Source organism: uncultured Metabacillus sp. (assembly GCF_947503125.1).
Taxonomy (GTDB): domain Bacteria; phylum Bacillota; class Bacilli; order Bacillales; family Bacillaceae; genus Metabacillus.
In genome coordinates this window covers 1-15,932 of the sequence record NZ_CANNCR010000036.1, presented here as the reverse complement: position 1 = coordinate 15,932, position 15,932 = coordinate 1, and the positions used below count along the sequence as shown (strand labels likewise).

15 protein-coding genes and 1 riboswitch are annotated in these 15,932 nt (G+C 36.3%); of the genes, 8 read left to right on the top strand and 7 right to left on the bottom strand.

Going from position 1 to position 15,932, the window contains the following annotated elements; genetic code table 11:
* The first annotated feature begins 372 nt into the window (after positions 1 to 372).
* The 5 genes from Q1B07_RS18600 (at position 373) to motB (ending at position 6,004) form a co-directional block, all read left to right on the top strand.
* Entirely contained in the window at positions 373 to 2,499 is a 2,127-nt protein-coding gene (locus Q1B07_RS18600) for an ATP-dependent Clp protease ATP-binding subunit (RefSeq protein ID WP_299092928.1), read from the top strand.
* Between the two features lie 127 nt (positions 2,500 to 2,626).
* On the top strand, positions 2,627 to 3,649 hold the full coding sequence (locus Q1B07_RS18595; RefSeq protein WP_299092926.1) for a potassium channel family protein: 1,023 nt from the start codon (positions 2,627 to 2,629) through the stop codon (positions 3,647 to 3,649).
* Between the two features lie 83 nt (positions 3,650 to 3,732).
* On the top strand, positions 3,733 to 4,008 hold the full coding sequence (locus Q1B07_RS18590; RefSeq protein WP_299092924.1) for a hypothetical protein: 276 nt from the start codon (positions 3,733 to 3,735) through the stop codon (positions 4,006 to 4,008).
* 441 nt (positions 4,009 to 4,449) lie between these two features.
* Positions 4,450 to 5,250 carry a flagellar motor stator protein MotA gene (gene motA, locus Q1B07_RS18585; RefSeq protein ID WP_299092923.1) on the top strand — a complete coding sequence of 267 codons (801 nt, stop codon included), beginning with the start codon at positions 4,450 to 4,452 and terminating at the stop codon, positions 5,248 to 5,250.
* Entirely contained in the window at positions 5,243 to 6,004 is a 762-nt protein-coding gene (motB, locus tag Q1B07_RS18580) for a flagellar motor protein MotB (protein WP_299092922.1), read from the top strand. Before motA ends, motB begins: the two co-directional genes overlap by 8 nt.
* 128 nt (positions 6,005 to 6,132) lie before the next feature.
* Here motB and Q1B07_RS18575 read toward each other — a convergent pair whose 3' ends face one another.
* Positions 6,133 to 6,585: a MarR family transcriptional regulator gene (locus Q1B07_RS18575; RefSeq protein ID WP_299092921.1), complete on the bottom strand. Its 453-nt coding sequence runs from the start codon at positions 6,583 to 6,585 to the stop codon at positions 6,133 to 6,135.
* 345 nt (positions 6,586 to 6,930) lie between these two features.
* Here Q1B07_RS18575 and Q1B07_RS18570 point away from each other — a divergent pair, with 345 nt between their 5' ends.
* Entirely contained in the window at positions 6,931 to 7,662 is a 732-nt protein-coding gene (locus Q1B07_RS18570; protein WP_299092920.1) for a ZIP family metal transporter, read from the top strand.
* 78 nt (positions 7,663 to 7,740) lie between these two features.
* Here the strand turns inward: Q1B07_RS18570 and Q1B07_RS18565 are convergent, their stop codons facing one another.
* On the bottom strand, positions 7,741 to 8,004 hold the full coding sequence (locus tag Q1B07_RS18565; protein WP_299092919.1) for an aspartyl-phosphate phosphatase Spo0E family protein: 264 nt from the start codon (positions 8,002 to 8,004) through the stop codon (positions 7,741 to 7,743).
* A gap of 360 nt (positions 8,005 to 8,364) precedes the next feature.
* Here Q1B07_RS18565 and Q1B07_RS18560 point away from each other — a divergent pair, with 360 nt between their 5' ends.
* Both Q1B07_RS18560 and abc-f read left to right on the top strand, forming a co-directional pair.
* Entirely contained in the window at positions 8,365 to 9,105 is a 741-nt protein-coding gene (locus Q1B07_RS18560) for a divergent polysaccharide deacetylase family protein (RefSeq protein WP_299092961.1), read from the top strand.
* Between the two features lie 306 nt (positions 9,106 to 9,411).
* Positions 9,412 to 11,109 (top strand): ribosomal protection-like ABC-F family protein, encoded by a 1,698-nt coding sequence (gene abc-f, locus Q1B07_RS18555; protein ID WP_299092918.1) that lies wholly within the window; start codon positions 9,412 to 9,414, stop codon positions 11,107 to 11,109.
* 72 nt (positions 11,110 to 11,181) lie between these two features.
* Here abc-f and Q1B07_RS18550 read toward each other — a convergent pair whose 3' ends face one another.
* The 5 genes from Q1B07_RS18550 to Q1B07_RS18530 form a co-directional block, all read right to left on the bottom strand.
* Positions 11,182 to 11,718, bottom strand: coding sequence for a cupin domain-containing protein (locus Q1B07_RS18550; protein ID WP_299092917.1), 537 nt, complete (start codon positions 11,716 to 11,718; stop codon positions 11,182 to 11,184).
* Positions 11,719 to 11,766: 48 nt separating this feature from the next.
* Positions 11,767 to 12,396: a methylthioribulose 1-phosphate dehydratase gene (locus Q1B07_RS18545; RefSeq protein WP_299833259.1), complete on the bottom strand. Its 630-nt coding sequence runs from the start codon at positions 12,394 to 12,396 to the stop codon at positions 11,767 to 11,769.
* The gene (locus Q1B07_RS18540; protein WP_299092915.1) at positions 12,393 to 13,055 is read right to left on the bottom strand and encodes a 2-hydroxy-3-keto-5-methylthiopentenyl-1-phosphate phosphatase; all 663 of its coding nucleotides are present in this window, start codon (positions 13,053 to 13,055) and stop codon (positions 12,393 to 12,395) included. Before Q1B07_RS18540 ends, Q1B07_RS18545 begins: the two co-directional genes overlap by 4 nt.
* Positions 13,052 to 14,293: a 2,3-diketo-5-methylthiopentyl-1-phosphate enolase gene (mtnW, locus tag Q1B07_RS18535; protein ID WP_299092914.1), complete on the bottom strand. Its 1,242-nt coding sequence runs from the start codon at positions 14,291 to 14,293 to the stop codon at positions 13,052 to 13,054. Before mtnW ends, Q1B07_RS18540 begins: the two co-directional genes overlap by 4 nt.
* Before the next feature lie 203 nt (positions 14,294 to 14,496).
* Positions 14,497 to 14,605: riboswitch (SAM riboswitch) on the bottom strand.
* A gap of 83 nt (positions 14,606 to 14,688) precedes the next feature.
* Positions 14,689 to 15,864, bottom strand: coding sequence for a pyridoxal phosphate-dependent aminotransferase (locus Q1B07_RS18530; protein ID WP_299092960.1), 1,176 nt, complete (start codon positions 15,862 to 15,864; stop codon positions 14,689 to 14,691).
* Positions 15,865 to 15,932 lie beyond the last annotated feature (68 nt).

The window sequence follows — 15,932 nt, the reverse complement described above, 5'->3', positions numbered from 1 at the left end:
AGCTGGGATGATTCTTTTCTCTTTGAAACTATGATTATAATGGTAAAAATTCCTATATATTTTTTAAAAGCAAAACACTTGAAAGTCAAAAAAGGTCAAAGTATACTATAGTCAAAGATGGTCAAACAAATGACCATTTTCTTTATCACTCATTGGTCAAAAAACATCAAAGCATCTTATTTAAAGAACTTTACAAAAAATTTATCCCATCTTAACGGGCAATAACCCTCCACCTCAAGATTCAAAAGAAGCTAAGAAGATAAGTGGGGGATAACTTTCCGTAAAGGTCCGATAAGTCTTGCTAACCATCAGTGGGGAAGCAGAAAAACCCCACTGATAGAAGTCTCACTTTATAGAAAAGGGGTTTTTTAAATGATGTGTGAAAAATGTAATAAGAATAAAGCTGCTATCAATTTAACAGTACAAATTAATAGTCAAAGAGAACAAGTAACATTATGTCATGATTGCTATTCAACCTATAAACAGTCAATTCCTACAGGATTTTCAAGCGGATTCTCAGCATTTCCATTTGATGAGTTCTTTAAAGGAATACAACAAAGCCAAGCTTCACAATTTACAAGTACTAAGCCGCAAACACAAGGAAGCGGCGGAGGAATATTAGATCACCTTGGCCGCAACTTAACAAATGCAGCTCGTGCCGGACTAATTGATCCTGTCATTGGCCGTGATGAAGAAGTTGACCGTGTTATCGAAATTTTAAATCGCCGTAATAAAAATAACCCGGTTTTAATCGGTGAGCCTGGTGTTGGTAAAACAGCAGTTGTTGAAGGTCTAGCCTTAAAAATTGCAAATGGCACTGTTCCATCAAAGCTTGCTAATAAAGAAGTATATCTTTTAGATGTTGCTTCACTTGTTGCAAGCACAGGTATTAGAGGTCAATTTGAAGAGCGCATGAAAAAACTAATTGAGGAGCTTCAACAGCGTAAAAACATCATTTTATTCATTGATGAAATTCATCAGCTTGTAGGTGCCGGTTCTGCAGAAGGTTCAATGGATGCAGGCAATATTTTAAAACCTGCATTAGCCCGTGGTGAACTTCAAGTTGTTGGTGCAACAACACTTAAAGAATACCGAACTATTGAAAAGGATGCTGCACTTGAACGTCGCTTCCAACCGGTAATGGTTAACGAACCGTCCCTTGAGCAAGCTGTAAATATTTTAAAAGGACTTCAAGAGAAGTATGAAAATTATCATCATGTAACATACTCAGAGGAAGCAATTAATGCTTGTGTTACTTTATCCCATCGCTATATTCAAGATCGCTTCTTACCTGATAAGGCAATTGACCTATTAGATGAAGCAGGTTCTAAAAAGAATTTAGCGATTACAAACGTTAATGAAGAACAAATAAAAGAACGTTTAAAACATCTGGCTAAACAAAAAGAAGAAGCAACAAAAAATGAACACTATGAATTAGCTGCTAATTTAAGAGATGAAGAAGACCGTCTCGAGGCTCAATTAAACAAAGAAGCAAATTCCGAAAAACCGACAGTTGATGTTGAGGATATTCAAGAAATCATTGAAAAGAAAACAGGCATACCTGTCGGAAAGCTTCAAGAAAATGAACAAGCAAAAATGAAGAATTTAGAGAAGCGTTTATCGGAAAAAGTAATCGGACAAGCTGATGCAGTCAAAAAAGTCGCTAAAGCGATTAGAAGAAGCCGCGCAGGCTTAAAGTCTAAAACAAGACCAATTGGTTCCTTCCTCTTTGTTGGACCAACAGGGGTAGGGAAAACCGAATTAACTAAAACACTGGCTGAAGAGTTATTCGGCTCAAAAGATGCTATGATTCGTCTTGACATGAGTGAATATATGGAGAAACATTCTGTTTCCAAAATCATCGGTTCACCTCCAGGTTATGTTGGCCATGATGAAGCAGGTCAATTAACCGAAAAGGTTCGCCGAAATCCTTACAGTATCATTTTATTAGATGAAATTGAAAAAGCACATCCAGATGTTCAGCATATGTTCCTGCAAATTCTTGAGGACGGCCGTCTCACTGATAGTAGCGGACGCACAGTAAGTTTCAAGGACACCGTCATTATTATGACAAGTAATGCAGGGATTGGAGAAAAGCGGATCACTGTAGGCTTCGAAACGGACTCAAATACTGGAGTTGAAGAAAGCCAGCTTTTACAATCACTAGGATCTTTCTTCAAGCCTGAATTCTTAAACCGCTTTGATAATATTATTGAATTCTCTTCGCTTAAAAAGGACGACCTTAACAAGATTGTTACATTAATGCTTAATGAATTGGCTTCTGTTTTAGCAGAACAAGACATTACCTTAAAAGTGACAGATAAAGCGAAAGAAAAACTAGCGATTTTAGGCTACCATCCAACATTTGGTGCAAGGCCGCTTCGTCGTGTCATCCAAGAACATGTTGAGGATAAACTAACTGACCTTCTATTAGATGAAGGGGATGTGACAAGTATAACCGTAGATGTTGAAAATGATGAAATTATCGTTAAAAAGTAAAATAAATATAAGGCTGTCTCACTCAGATGAGGCAGCCTCTTTTTATATTTTATCTAATTAACAACATGAAATATGGTAAAATTTCCTTATTATAAAACGTATTGACCTTTAAGAGAGGAGAACTTAGATGATTTTTTTTCGACGATTTTTCACTAGAATCATTCATATGAATAATTGGATTCTTATTTTCGCTACTTTATCGTTAATTCTTGGCAGCAGCTACATCATTTATTTTTTAGAGCCTAAAACCTTTACCACCCCTTTTGAAGGTCTTTGGTGGACAATGACAACCATTGCCACTGTAGGTTACGGAGATATTTCCCCTACAACTGTCAACGGGAAATTATTTGCCATGTTTTTGTATATAGTCGGGATTGGACTTATGACGATTTTCATTGGAAAGGTAATTGATTTTTTGAGCATTCGAAAAAGGTTGAAGGAGGAAGGTAAATTGAAAATTACTGTAGAAGATCATATTATTTTAATCAACTGGACAAAAAAGGCTGAAATTACGTTAAAAGAACTCTTAGCTACATTCCAAAACATACGAGTTGTTATTATTGATGAAGAGATGTCCAAAACTCCTATTTTCCATGAACAGGTTGATTTTGTAAATGGAAATCCTGCAAATATTGATATCCTTCACCAAGCAAATTTACTTCAATGTAAATCGGTCATGATTTTTTCTCCAGAAGGATTAATGACAGCTTCTCAAGCTGATGGACGTACTTTGCTAATTGCTTCAATGATTGAAGGAATTGGAAAACAGAATCATCGAAACATTTATACGATTTGCGAGGTATCAGATTCAAAACATATAAACGCATTTGTTCATGCAAATGTAGAAGAATTTATAACCCCTAACGATACGGCAGCAAACTTAGCGGCTCGCTCAATTCTCTTTAACGGATCAAGTGAAATTATTAGGCAGTTGACAAGTCTCCAAGGTTTTGACCTATATTCCATTCCAAAAAACAATGAATGGACGACATATGCAGATGCAAGTCAAGCATTGGCTGCTAAAGGTGCACTCCTTATTTCCAATGGAAATGACTTATCCATCATTAATCAACATAATCACCCCATCCCTCATGATGCTAAATTATTTATTATTTGCAATCATTCTACTTATCTTGAGATTATTTCGTAATTCATTATTTCGAGGGGCAGGCACATCTGCTCCTTGTCATGGTTGAACCTTTTTATACATAGATATGTAAAGAGGTGTTAACGATGATTAAATACTCAACTCTATTACTCTTAATTTCCTTCCTTTTTCTCATTTTTAATGGATCTTCATTAGGATTTATTCTTTATCAAGAACGATTGGGTGATCTGTTCGGGATTATTCTATTTTGCAGTACTAGTCTGCTCGGTGCTTTGCTTTCTTCCATTGCCTTTGAAAATCAATCAACCTATTATTCCAGTCTTTTTTTCAATGCTCACCTAGCTGTAACCCTCTTACCCCTTTATTATTACGGAATCTCAAACCTATTAATGAAGTTGTAAGTACATCTTAAGTCTCAAATTTTTCAGACACATATATGAATGAAACCTCCTCCATTCACCTGATGAAAAAGGAATAATCTTCCTTTAAGATAAAGGCACAACATCAAGAATGGGGGAAGTAAGATGTATCCTAATGAATACACTTTGAAAAAATTATATAAATTAAATAATGATGCGCTTGAAAAGAACTTACATGAACAAACCTATAGAATGTTTGATAAAAATATACAGAAAGCTCCTTTCATAAAACGAATCATCACATTTATTTTTAAAACACGGTGAAATGGTACCGTGTTTTCTTTTTTATCCCATTAGTTTTTGCTAAAACTGTTTTCGTAAACTTTGTTTCAAAAGGCCCTTTGCTAAAAGAAAAACTAAAAAGTTATTAAAAATAACCGATATAAGTAATAAGAAAAATTTTAGGGAAAATGGTGATTTACAATGGATAAAACGTCAATAATCGGACTGATTCTGGCTATCATAGCAGTTGGATTAGGTATGATTATGAAGGGTGTCAGCCCTGCTGTCTTACTTAATCCTGCTGCCTTATTAATTATTATTTTAGGAACTATTGCATCGGTTACAATTGCATTTCCTATTAGTGAAATTAAAAAAGTCCCCAAGCTTTTCGGAATTCTTTTCAAAGATAATAAATCTCATACCATTGAAGAGCTGATTCCTTTGTTTTCTGACTGGGCTCAAGTTGCTCGTAAAGAAGGATTACTTGCTTTAGAAGCAAGGATTACAGATATCGATGATCCTTTTTTAAAAAATGGTTTGCTTATGGCGGTTGATGGCCAAAATGCAGAGTTTATTCGCGATGTTATGAGTGAAGAAATTGCAGCAATGGAGGAACGTCACCAAGCATCTGCTGCGATCTTTACTCAAGCTGGTACTTACGCGCCAACTCTTGGCGTACTAGGAGCTGTTGTAGGCTTAATTGCCGCCCTTTCACATATGGATAATACAGAAGAGCTGGGAAAGGCAATTGGTGCGGCGTTCGTTGCCACGATGATGGGCATTTTCACAGGATATGTCCTTTGGCATCCATTTGCGAATAAATTAAAGCGGAAGTCCAAGGAAGAAGTGAAAGTTAAGGAAGTGATGATCGAAGGTGTCCTCTCTGTTTTAGAAGGACAAGCGCCAAAAGCTATTGAACAAAAGCTATCTACTTATCTACCTGTTCATGAAAGAAAGAAATTAAACACTGCACTTACTGAAGGAGAGAGTGTAAATGGCTAGAAGGAAGAAACATAAACACGATGAAGATCATGTGGATGAATCATGGCTTGTTCCCTATGCCGATTTATTGACACTTGTTTTAGCTTTATTCATTGTTTTGTTTGCAATGAGCTCTGTAGATGCTCAAAAATTCCAGCAAATTGCAAAAGCCTTTAATTCAACCTTTGCAGGTGGAACAGGTGTTTTGGATTACCCAAGCCCAACAACTAGTGATGAAATGGAGCAGCTGAATATTCAAGATAAACAATTGACAAAAGAAGCCGCTGAAGAAGCTCAGAAACAATTAGAACAAGAAAAGCTAAAAGAAGTACAAGAGAAAATTAATGCCTATATTAAAGAAAATATGCTTGAAACAAAATTAAAAACAACCCTTACCGATGAAGGCCTGTTGATTACCATATTAAATGATATTTTTTTTGATTCTGGTAAAGCTGAAATTCGAGAGAAAGATAAAAAGCTTGCAATGGAAATTTCCGAGCTACTTGTGATGAATCCACCCCGTAATATTATTGTAAGCGGGCATACTGATAATGTTCCTATTAATACTTCAGATTATGATTCTAACTGGCACCTAAGTGTTATGCGGGCCGTTAACTTTATGAAGCTGTTAATTGAAAACGAAAAGCTGGATCCGAAAGCGTTTAGTGCAAAAGGCTTTGGTGAATATAAACCTGTTGCAACAAACGATACAAAGGAAGGCAGACAAAAAAATAGACGTGTCGAAGTATTAATTCTTCCCTATAAACAAAAATAAGGAGATAAATAACCTTTAAAAAAGGGTCTCCCTTAAAAACAATATATGGAACCACTTGTATTTGAGGTTCTATATAATAAGTTTTTAAAAGGCAGACCCTTTGTTTTTTAGAAAATCCATTACCAATCCTACTTGTTCAAAAGATCGTTTGCATGATAACCTACTTTTTTAAGAAGCTCTGTGACCAATTTTTTTTCCTCATCAGAAAGGACGCTTACAATTTCATTGATCCTTTCTTGATGCGGTGGGAAAATTTCTTTGATCAACTGCTTCCCTTTATCAGTAATTTGTGCGTGTGTGACTCTTCGATCTTTTGGGCACGCTCTTCGTACAAGCAAGCCTTTTTGCTCTAATTTATCCACTACATAGGTAATACTTCCGCTTGCCAGTAAAATTTTCCCTCCTATTTGCTGTAAAGGCTGATCACCTTTATGATAAAGAAGCTCTAATACCGCAAACTCTGTAGGGTTTAAATTAAATGTTGATATATGCTTATTTACCACATCGTTAAATGCTCGATGTGCACGTGAAAGAACGATAAAGAACTTTAATGATTCTTCAATTTGATTTGATTTTTCCATTTCAACTCAATCCTTTAATAATTATCTTGAATTCAAAACAATTTTATTTCTATAATAGAGGAACATTTCCATCAAGTCAATATTTTATATTCTTTTTTGTTTGCAAACTTTTATGATGAATAATAGATGGTATCTATCATTATCTTATACATTTACATAAATGACTATAAATAAAAGGTGAGATTGCCCAAGTTTTTGTGTAAATCCCATACCATTCATGTCATTTTCATCACTATATTTGCATAGAATTTTATACATTGTTTCAATTTTGAATATTTCCGCGCTATAATAATTCATATGGATGAATTATTGCAAAGGTATTATCATTCAAAGGAGCATACATATATGTCTGGCGTTTTATTAGGTAGTATATTATCTGCATTATCTACAGGATTAGGAGCCCTCCCTATTTTGTTCTTACAAGGCACGATCACCCATCGTTGGCGTGATATTTTACTAGCATTTACTGCGGGGATTATGATGACAGCTGCAATGCTTGGGTTAATTCCAGAATCATTAAAATATGGCGGTATACTGGAAGTTTCGATTGGTTTATTTTTAGGTGTGCTTATTTTAACAACATTGGAAAAGGCGATTCCACATATTGATTTAGAGCATACCAAAAGCGGTATTAAATTCGACGAAAAGGCAATGCTGATTATCGCAGCGATTACCTTGCATAATTTGCCTGAAGGATTATCAGTTGGGGTTAGCTATGCCTCTGACATAAGTGATACAGGAAACTTAATTGCATTTGCAATTGGATTACAAAATGCTCCAGAAGGATTTTTAGTTGCCTTGTTTTTAATTAACCAGAATATCGGCAAAGCAAAAGCATTTTTAATCTCCACAGCAACAGGAGCGGTGGAAATTGTCGCATCTCTGCTTGGTTTTAATCTAACCAATATTGTAAGTTTCCTTGTCCCATATGGTCTATCCTTTGCAGCAGGTGCGATGCTGTTTATTATTTATAAAGAGCTCATTCCTGAAAGCCATGGTGATGGTAATGAACGAAATGCAACCTATTCATTTATCACCGGGATCTTATTTATGGTGATTTTAATTAATAGCTTTTAATGATTCGACAAAAAAAGAGACTGTCTTAAAAGGGTTTTACCTCCCATTTCGACAGTCTCTTTGCACTGAAAACTCAACTTATTTTTCAATGAACTGAAGAGCATAATTGTCCGCTAGTGTCCAGCTTGTCATTGTGTGGACAAATTCATAAAATGGATCTATTGTACCTTCCTTTTCTTCTATAAGAATAAGTTGATATTTATTTAAAAGCTTGTCCAAATCTTGACTACACTTTAAAGCTGAATCACTTGTTAAGCCCTCTGTATTTGCAGTCTCAATCATTTCTTGTCTCTTATTGTTAATTGTTTCAAGAAGCTTTTCTTTTAATCGATCACGATTCATCGAGAGCCCCTCCTTGTATTTAGGTAAGCTTTATTTAATCCTTTGGATAAAACTTACTTACTTTTGTAAGTATTACAGATTTTGCCAAGTTTGTAAATACTTTTGCATATTTTGACAATCTTTTAGTCACATTACTTTGACATTTTTCAACTATCCTCATTTATTTACTTGTTACTCTATTCCCATTCCATTCCAAATTTAAACTCTTATTATAAATAATGTATTCAGAAAGACATGTTTTTTCAATTCCTGGTTAGACTATTCAAAAACCAATTATCCTTTAGCGGTACAAGCAGGGTATAGCAAGGAGACATGTATATGAAAATGCTTCTATTACTCGGATTCCTTTTCACAACATTTATGCCATTAGAAATACATGCAGCAAACAATCAACAAGTCCGTGAGGAAAAACATGTTGCGATTGTCATTGATGACTTTGGTAACGGGATGAAGGGCACTAAAGAAATATTGTCATTACCTATTCCACTTACTGTCGCTGTCATGCCCTTTCTTTCAACAACTGAAAAGGATGCAAACCTTGCCTTTGCAAAGGGGCATGAGGTGATTGTTCACCTTCCAATGGAGCCGTTACATGGTAAAAAAAGCTGGCTGGGACCTGGTGCGATAACAACAGATTTATCAGATGGCGAAATAAGAGAACGAGTGAATAAAGCAATTGATGCTGTTCCTCATGCAGTAGGAATGAACAATCATATGGGATCAAAGGTAACAGCAGATAGGCGTATTATGAGAATCATTTTGGAGGTTTGCAAAGAAAGAGGCCTATATTATTTAGATAGTAAAACAACTGGTAAAAGTGTTGTTGCAGATTTGGCAATGGAACTCGATGTTCCCTATTTAGAAAATGAGCTTTTTTTTGATGAGCAATATACAATCGCTCATATAACGAAACAAGCAAATCTGTTAATGAATAAAATAGCGATGGATAATGAAATTATTGCCATTGGCCATGTTGGAATTGCAGGGGAAAAAACAGCTTCTGTCCTTAAGCAATATATCCCTATGGTTAAACAAAAGGCAGAAGCAGTAACACTTTCAAAATTAATTTTTGATCCAGAAGAAGTGACAGACATAGATTAAGAAAAAAATGGTAAAAAATTTTCACTACTATTGCATTTTTGTTTATTTCTTCATATACTATTTTTATATGAATGATCGAAAGGGTGAATGTTGAAGCAATGAAGTTCTAATCTTTTTTCTTAGGCCATTATATTCAATGATTTGAAATATAACGAAACCTAGAGAAATTGGATTAGTCTGCCATTCTTCAACATATACATGAAACAGCAAAAATTGATAAATAGTTGGTCACTTTTTGTTTATATCATTATGTATATTTTGGCATGTCAAATCTCTCTAGGCTCATAGGGAGGTTTTTTTATATTTATGTTACAAGTGAGAAATCTAAAAAAGGTTTTTGGTGAAAAAATCGTATTAAACGATCTTTCATTTGATCTTTATAAAGGTGAGCGAATCGGCCTTGTTGGATCTAATGGAGCTGGAAAAACAACCTTGGCAAATATACTGTATGGAAGCTTAGCACCTGATGAGGGAAACATAAAAAGAAACAATGATTTACGGATAGGATACCTGCTGCAATCAGTTGATTATTCTGTAAATGATTTCAACTATTTATCCGCTGAATTTCTTGAAAGTGCAAGTGAATTAGGATTAACTAAAATACAAACTTGGGAGCAGGAACGTTTTCATCATTTAAGCGGCGGTGAAAAACTAAAAATTGCCTTAGCGCAAATCTGGTCGTCAAATCCTGATATTCTCATTTTAGACGAACCAACCAATCATCTTGATTTTCAAGGAGTCCATTGGTTAATTAGCCAGCTTGAAAATTTCCGCGGTACTGTCATCATCATTTCACATGATCGTTTTTTCTTGGATAAAACAGTTACCAAAATATTTGACTTAGACCATGGAAAATTAACGAAATATAATGGTAATTATTCTGCTTACCATAAGGAAAAGAAAAAACGTTACGAAGACCAATTACATCAATTTGAAGTTCAACAAAAATATAAAGCAAATGTGGAAAGCCAGATCACTCAGCTACAACAATGGTCTGGAAAAGCGCATCGAACCATGCGAGATCAAGAAGGCTTTAAAGAATATCATGGCGTAAAGGCAAAGAAGATTGATAAAGCAATTAAATCAAAAATGAAGAGATTGAATAAAGAGCTTGAAAAAAATAAAATTGAAATGCCTCAAGAAGAGAAAAAGGTTCGCTTTCAATTTGAAACGAATAGAAAACGAGGAAAGAGAATTGTTGAAGCCAAACATCTTACTAAAATGTTCGGAGACAGGTTTCTTTTTAAAGACAGCCATTTTTATGTAAATCATAGCGAGCGAATTGGAATCGTTGGACCAAACGGATCTGGAAAAACGACTTTCCTAAACATGCTTTTGGAAAAAGAGACATTAACGTCTGGTGAATTAATAAAAAGTCCTTCCTTAAAAATCGCTTACTTAAGCCAAGATGTTGCTGACATGGCTCTGTCTCAAACAGGGATTGAAGCATTGCAAATTACTGCAAAGGATAAGCTGTTTCAAGCGAGAACCATCCTTGCAAATATGGGGATGAAGGCAGATAAAATCTCGCAACAAATTGGCACACTCAGCTTAGGTGAACGCACTCGGATTAAACTGACCAATATGTTAATGAGCGAATATGACGTGTTGATATTAGATGAACCAACCAATCATTTAGATTTAGCCAGCCGTGAGCAATTAGAAGAAACATTAAGTGAGTTTACCGGAACACTCCTCATTGTTTCACATGATTATTATTTTATGAATAAGCTCTGTGATAAACTTCTCGTTATTGAAGAGCAAAAAATCAAGCGAGTAGAAATGAATCTCGAGCAATACGAATTGAAAAAACAGCAGCAAAAAGCCAGCCCAAACAAACAGCAATTGGAAGAGGAATTATTGCGTATAAATACCAAAATATCTGCTGTTCTTGGTGAATTAAGCCTGCTTACGCCAGAAACAGATAAATATAAGGAGTTAGATGCTGCATTTACAGCTCTGACAAATAGAAAACGTGAAGTAAATAAAAAGCTTGGTCTCTAACTAATTGATCACTACGTGCTACACTATAGAAAAAAGCGTAGAGTTTATGCAACACCTCTACGCTTTTTATAATTATTTATTAACTTCTTCTTGATAAGGGTGCGCCACCCATCCTTCTGTTTCAATAAATAGCCGAACAGCTACAACTTGGCGATCGTCCATCAATGTGAAGAAATGTGGATTTCCTTCAGGTACAGAAATGACATCCCCTGCTTCAAGCTCAACATCAAAATAGCCTGTTTCTTCATCACCTTTAATGATAAAAATGCCATGTCCGGCAGTAATAGCTCGAACTTCATCTTCTGTGTGAGTATGTACTTGTTCAAATTTTTTGAGCAAGTCCTCTAAGTTTGGCGTAGCATCTGATAATGCAACAATATCCCAGGTTTTATATCCTCTTCTCTCAGCTAAATCTTCAATCTCTTCTTTGTAAGTTGTCAAGATTTCTTCTTTTTCTTGATCAGTTAAAACAAACTTATCCTTTAAAGCAGCCGGAAGTTTATTTACATCCCAGTGTTCATATAATACACCTTGTTTTTCTAAAAAGCTTAAAACATTGTCATGACCTTCAATCACTTCTTTTGTATTTCTGACTTTGATCACTGCCATTTTCCTTCTCCTCCATTTTAAATAATATGTTATATTAATCAGGATTAACTATTTGTTCAGCATAAGGTTTTTGCAGGTGAGCAGCTTTAAATGATAGGAAAACAAAAATTCACTCGCTTCTAAGTATTTTTTAGCTTCCAATGCATCTCTTCCCCATACAGTAATTCCATGATTTCTTATTAAAACAGCGCCAGCATCTTCGTTTACAAATTGCGTGAATTCAGCGGCTAAGGTTGGAATATGTGCATGATTATAAATAATTGGGATGGTAAATTCAGCATCTTCATCCCACAATCCATATGCTTTAATGATTTCTACCCCTTTAAACGTAATACATCCTTTGTCACCATAAAGTTCAGAAATGACATTATTGTCAACTGTATGAACATGCAGGCCGCAGCCAGCATTTGTTTTGTTAAAAACCTCTACATGAAGCAGTGTCTCTGCAGAAGGCTTTAAATGAGTGTTCTCAACTGGCAGACCTAGGCCATCTACAAGCAGGAAATCCTCTTTTGTTTCCTTCGTCTTATCCTTCCCGCTAGCTGTTACAAGAAAGCTGAGGGGGTGATCATCAACCTTTATGGCTAAATTACCGCTAGTACCAGGAAACCAATCACGGTTAGCTAACACTCTTTTTATATCAGCAAGTTCTTCCCATCTTTGGTCCAATAGGCTCATGCTTTCACCTCCTCAAGGGAATCTAACACTTGAATCACATCATAAAAGGTTGTAAACGGTCGATGTGGCAGCTGTAAGTCTTTCGATTTTTCCAATAATAAATCCCTTGCTATCACGAGATCTGCCAGCTTTGCAGCTTGTAAATCTGTTATTGAATCGCCAATGACTATTTTGCCTTGTTCGTTATCTGTTAACCTTTTAATAAGTGAAGGTTTACAGCAGCCGCAATCATTTTTACAAGTTTCATCACAGCTATACGGCCATTCAATCTGGATCATTTCCTGTGAAAAATCCGCTCTGTTACAATAAATTTGTTTCTCATCCACCAAACCGTTAAGGAGCGGATAAACAAAAAAGTCAATTCCCCCGCTTACGATGTATAGAGGAATATGGTTATCTTTCGTATATTGGACAAACTCTTCAAACCCTGAACGAAGTTTTGCATGAGTTAAAATAAACTCGATAATCTCATTTTTTAACGAAGAAGGCAGCAGCTTAAACATGCTGCCTACACCTTCTTTTACAGATACCCTTTGTGAAAGAACATCATCTTTAAGCTCATTCCATTCAGGAGGCGCAAATCTTTTCATGATCGCAATAATGTTATCCGTTTCCGTGATCGTTCCATCAAAATCACAGATAATTGCTTTGTTGATCATTTGCTCACCTCTTTTGCACCCCAGAGGTCAATGGCAAAATTAAGATCTGCACTTTCCGTTGCCGCTTCATGTAAAGAAACCCCAGAGAGCACAGCATCAATTGCCGCACGAAATGCCCGTCCGCCTCCTATTGCTCCGTTTGGATGCCCGTGAACTCCGCCGCCTGCATTAATCACTGAATCTTTACCAAAATCATGGATTAAGAGTGGTACAAGCCCCGGATGAATGCCGGCAGAAGGTACAGGGAATGACTGCTTATATGTTTCCTCATGTAAACAATTTGCAGCAATACCTAACGCTTCTTCACGATCCAATGCCACACTTCCGTACGGAGACGGAAATAAAGAAAAATCTGCTCCAGCGACACGCAAAAGTTTTCCAAGCAAAAGCGAGCTTGAAAAGCCGTAAAGACTTGAAGCTGTTGAAGCTCCGCTTACAGCTGGATGCGCCATAATTGGAATCGAAATATCAGGATCTTCAGCCAAACTTTGCAGCACATCAAGACCATAGGCAAACACATTGAATAATAACACATTCGCCCCAAGCTCAACCGCACGCATTGCTTTGTCTTTTAATTCGAATGTTTTTCCAGATAAATTGACTGCATATAATGCCTTGTGGCCTGTTTCTTCAAAGACATTTCGCAACACCTCTTTACCTGCGATTATTCTATCTTCAAAAGGTGTTAACGGATTATCAAACAAGATCTCATCGTCCTTGACTAAATCAACGCCGCCTAATACCTGCTGTTTTAGCTGCTCCTTCAAATACGTAAGGTCTCTCCCAATCACGCCTTTAAAAATACTCATCAACAGAGGTCTGTCATAGACACCAAGTAAATCGCGAATCCCAGAAACACCAAATTTAGGACCAGGAAAAGCTTTCTTGACTTCATCTGAAAATTCTAAATCTATTAACTTCACTTCTCCATCTAGTGAAAGCTTGCCAAAAACAGTCGTTAAAATGGCAGGAAGATCATGACTATAATTTAAACTAGGATAAGCAATTTTCAGCTTTCCAATCGTAACACGTTTCCCTAAATAGTGATTTGTATTTTCACAATTTTCTAGTTGCACGACTTCTAATACTCGACCTTTATGTGCTTTTAACTGTTCCTGCTCAAGCAATGGAAGATCTGTCCAGGACCCGACTGTTAAACCTAAAGCAATCCCTTCCGCTTTTTTATTTAAATCTCCTTTAGCATCATGAACAAGATAAGTAGCAATTACTTCACTCACTTAAAACCCTACTTTCTTAAAACACTTTTAGATTTTCTGAATTTTTTTATTTATCATTCTAATAGTACCACTTTTTATAAAGGCATGCTTCTTAAAACAATTCCTATTTCTTGAACAATTATGGCCGTATACAAACTAAAACAGCCTCTTCGATACTCATAGATATCGAAGAGGCTGTTACAAGCATGAATAACAAGCATATCTCCTTATCTATCAGCATAATGCTGCAAGAATTAGCACCGTGCTTAAATCCATCTTAAGTCGGTTGCCGGGCTTCATAGGGCTAGTCCCTCCACCTGCTCTTGATAAGAACGAAACGTTCATAATAATCATTAAATTTTGTGAAATTACTAAGGATTATGACAGAACACTTTCCAACTGTCAATACTGATTTTTTAAAACAGGTTTAAAGCTTTTATTCGCTCAGCAGCTTCCGACAGTCTTTCTTCAGAAGTTAAAAGACCAATCCTTACATAGCCTTCACCATGTTCACCAAAACCGATCCCTGGCGCAACAACAACATGCGCCCTCTCTAATAAATAATCAGCGAAAGCCTCTGATGATTCAAACTGACTTGGCACTCGCAGCCAAGCAAAGAAAGAACCGGCTGGAGCCGTTACATCCCAACCAATTTCTGCCAACGCCTCTATAAAAACATTTCTTCGTGATTCATAAAGAACATTTAACTCTTCAACACATGATTGAGAGCTTAATAAAGCATGTGCAGCAGCCTCCTGGATCGCACTAAAAACACTGACATACAGATGATCCTGTAAAAGATTGAGCGCCTCGATAACAGAAGGATTTCCGACAGCAAACGCAATCCGCCACCCTGCCATATTAAAGGATTTTGAAAAAGTATAGATTTCAATTCCAACCTCTTTTGCTCCTTTTGTTTGTAAAAAGCTCATTGGCCGCTTACCGTCAAATCCTATAGCTCCATATGCAAAATCATGAACAACACAAATATCATTCTCTCCCGCAAATTTTACTGTCTCTTCGAAAAATTCCTTTGTAGCAGTAGCCCCGGTTGGATTGTTTGGATAATTTAAAAACATCAGTTTTGCTTGTTTCACCGCTTCCTTCGACAAGCTATGATAATCAGGTAAAAATTGATTTTCACTAATGAGCGGCATCATTTCCATTTTTGCTCGCGCAAGCTCAACACCTGACCAATAATCAGGATAGCCCGGGTCTGGTACAAGTACAATATCACCAGGATTTAATAAACATTGCGGAACCTCAACAAGACCGGCCTTTCCTCCGAAGAGAATGGCCACCTCTGTTTCCGGCTCGATTTCCACTCCATATTCCCGTTTATAAAAGGCTGCAACCGCCTCTTTTAGGAACAACTGCCCCCGGAAAGGCGAATATTTATGGTATGCCGGATTTTCAACCGCTTTCTGCATCGCTTTAACAATATGATCTGGTGTGGGTTGATCGGGATTTCCTTGACCTAAATTGATCACATCATGTCCTTGTTCAACTATTTTGTTAACCTTTGCAACTAGGCTAGCAAAAAATTGTTTTGGCAATGACTTTAATAGATGTGATTGTTCATAGTTTTTCATTTTTATACCCATTCCTTTCGCTTCGCTCAAGGCACAAAACGTAATGAAATAAGTTTTGTACCTCGAGC

Coding starts and splice junctions, on each gene's coding strand:
- motB (WP_299092922.1), top strand. CDS start 5,243: ATGGCTAGAAGGAAGAAACATAAACACGATGAAGATCATGTGGATGAA.
- Q1B07_RS18575 (WP_299092921.1), bottom strand. CDS start 6,585: ATGGAAAAATCAAATCAAATTGAAGAATCATTAAAGTTCTTTATCGTT.
- Q1B07_RS18590 (WP_299092924.1), top strand. CDS start 3,733: ATGATTAAATACTCAACTCTATTACTCTTAATTTCCTTCCTTTTTCTC.
- abc-f (WP_299092918.1), top strand. CDS start 9,412: ATGTTACAAGTGAGAAATCTAAAAAAGGTTTTTGGTGAAAAAATCGTA.
- Q1B07_RS18545 (WP_299833259.1), bottom strand. CDS start 12,396: ATGAGCCTATTGGACCAAAGATGGGAAGAACTTGCTGATATAAAAAGA.
- Q1B07_RS18565 (WP_299092919.1), bottom strand. CDS start 8,004: ATGAATCGTGATCGATTAAAAGAAAAGCTTCTTGAAACAATTAACAAT.
- Q1B07_RS18600 (WP_299092928.1), top strand. CDS start 373: ATGATGTGTGAAAAATGTAATAAGAATAAAGCTGCTATCAATTTAACA.
- Q1B07_RS18560 (WP_299092961.1), top strand. CDS start 8,365: ATGCCATTAGAAATACATGCAGCAAACAATCAACAAGTCCGTGAGGAA.
- Q1B07_RS18550 (WP_299092917.1), bottom strand. CDS start 11,718: ATGGCAGTGATCAAAGTCAGAAATACAAAAGAAGTGATTGAAGGTCAT.
- Q1B07_RS18570 (WP_299092920.1), top strand. CDS start 6,931: ATGTCTGGCGTTTTATTAGGTAGTATATTATCTGCATTATCTACAGGA.
- Q1B07_RS18540 (WP_299092915.1), bottom strand. CDS start 13,055: ATGATCAACAAAGCAATTATCTGTGATTTTGATGGAACGATCACGGAA.
- motA (WP_299092923.1), top strand. CDS start 4,450: ATGGATAAAACGTCAATAATCGGACTGATTCTGGCTATCATAGCAGTT.
- Q1B07_RS18530 (WP_299092960.1), bottom strand. CDS start 15,864: ATGAAAAACTATGAACAATCACATCTATTAAAGTCATTGCCAAAACAA.
- Q1B07_RS18595 (WP_299092926.1), top strand. CDS start 2,627: ATGATTTTTTTTCGACGATTTTTCACTAGAATCATTCATATGAATAAT.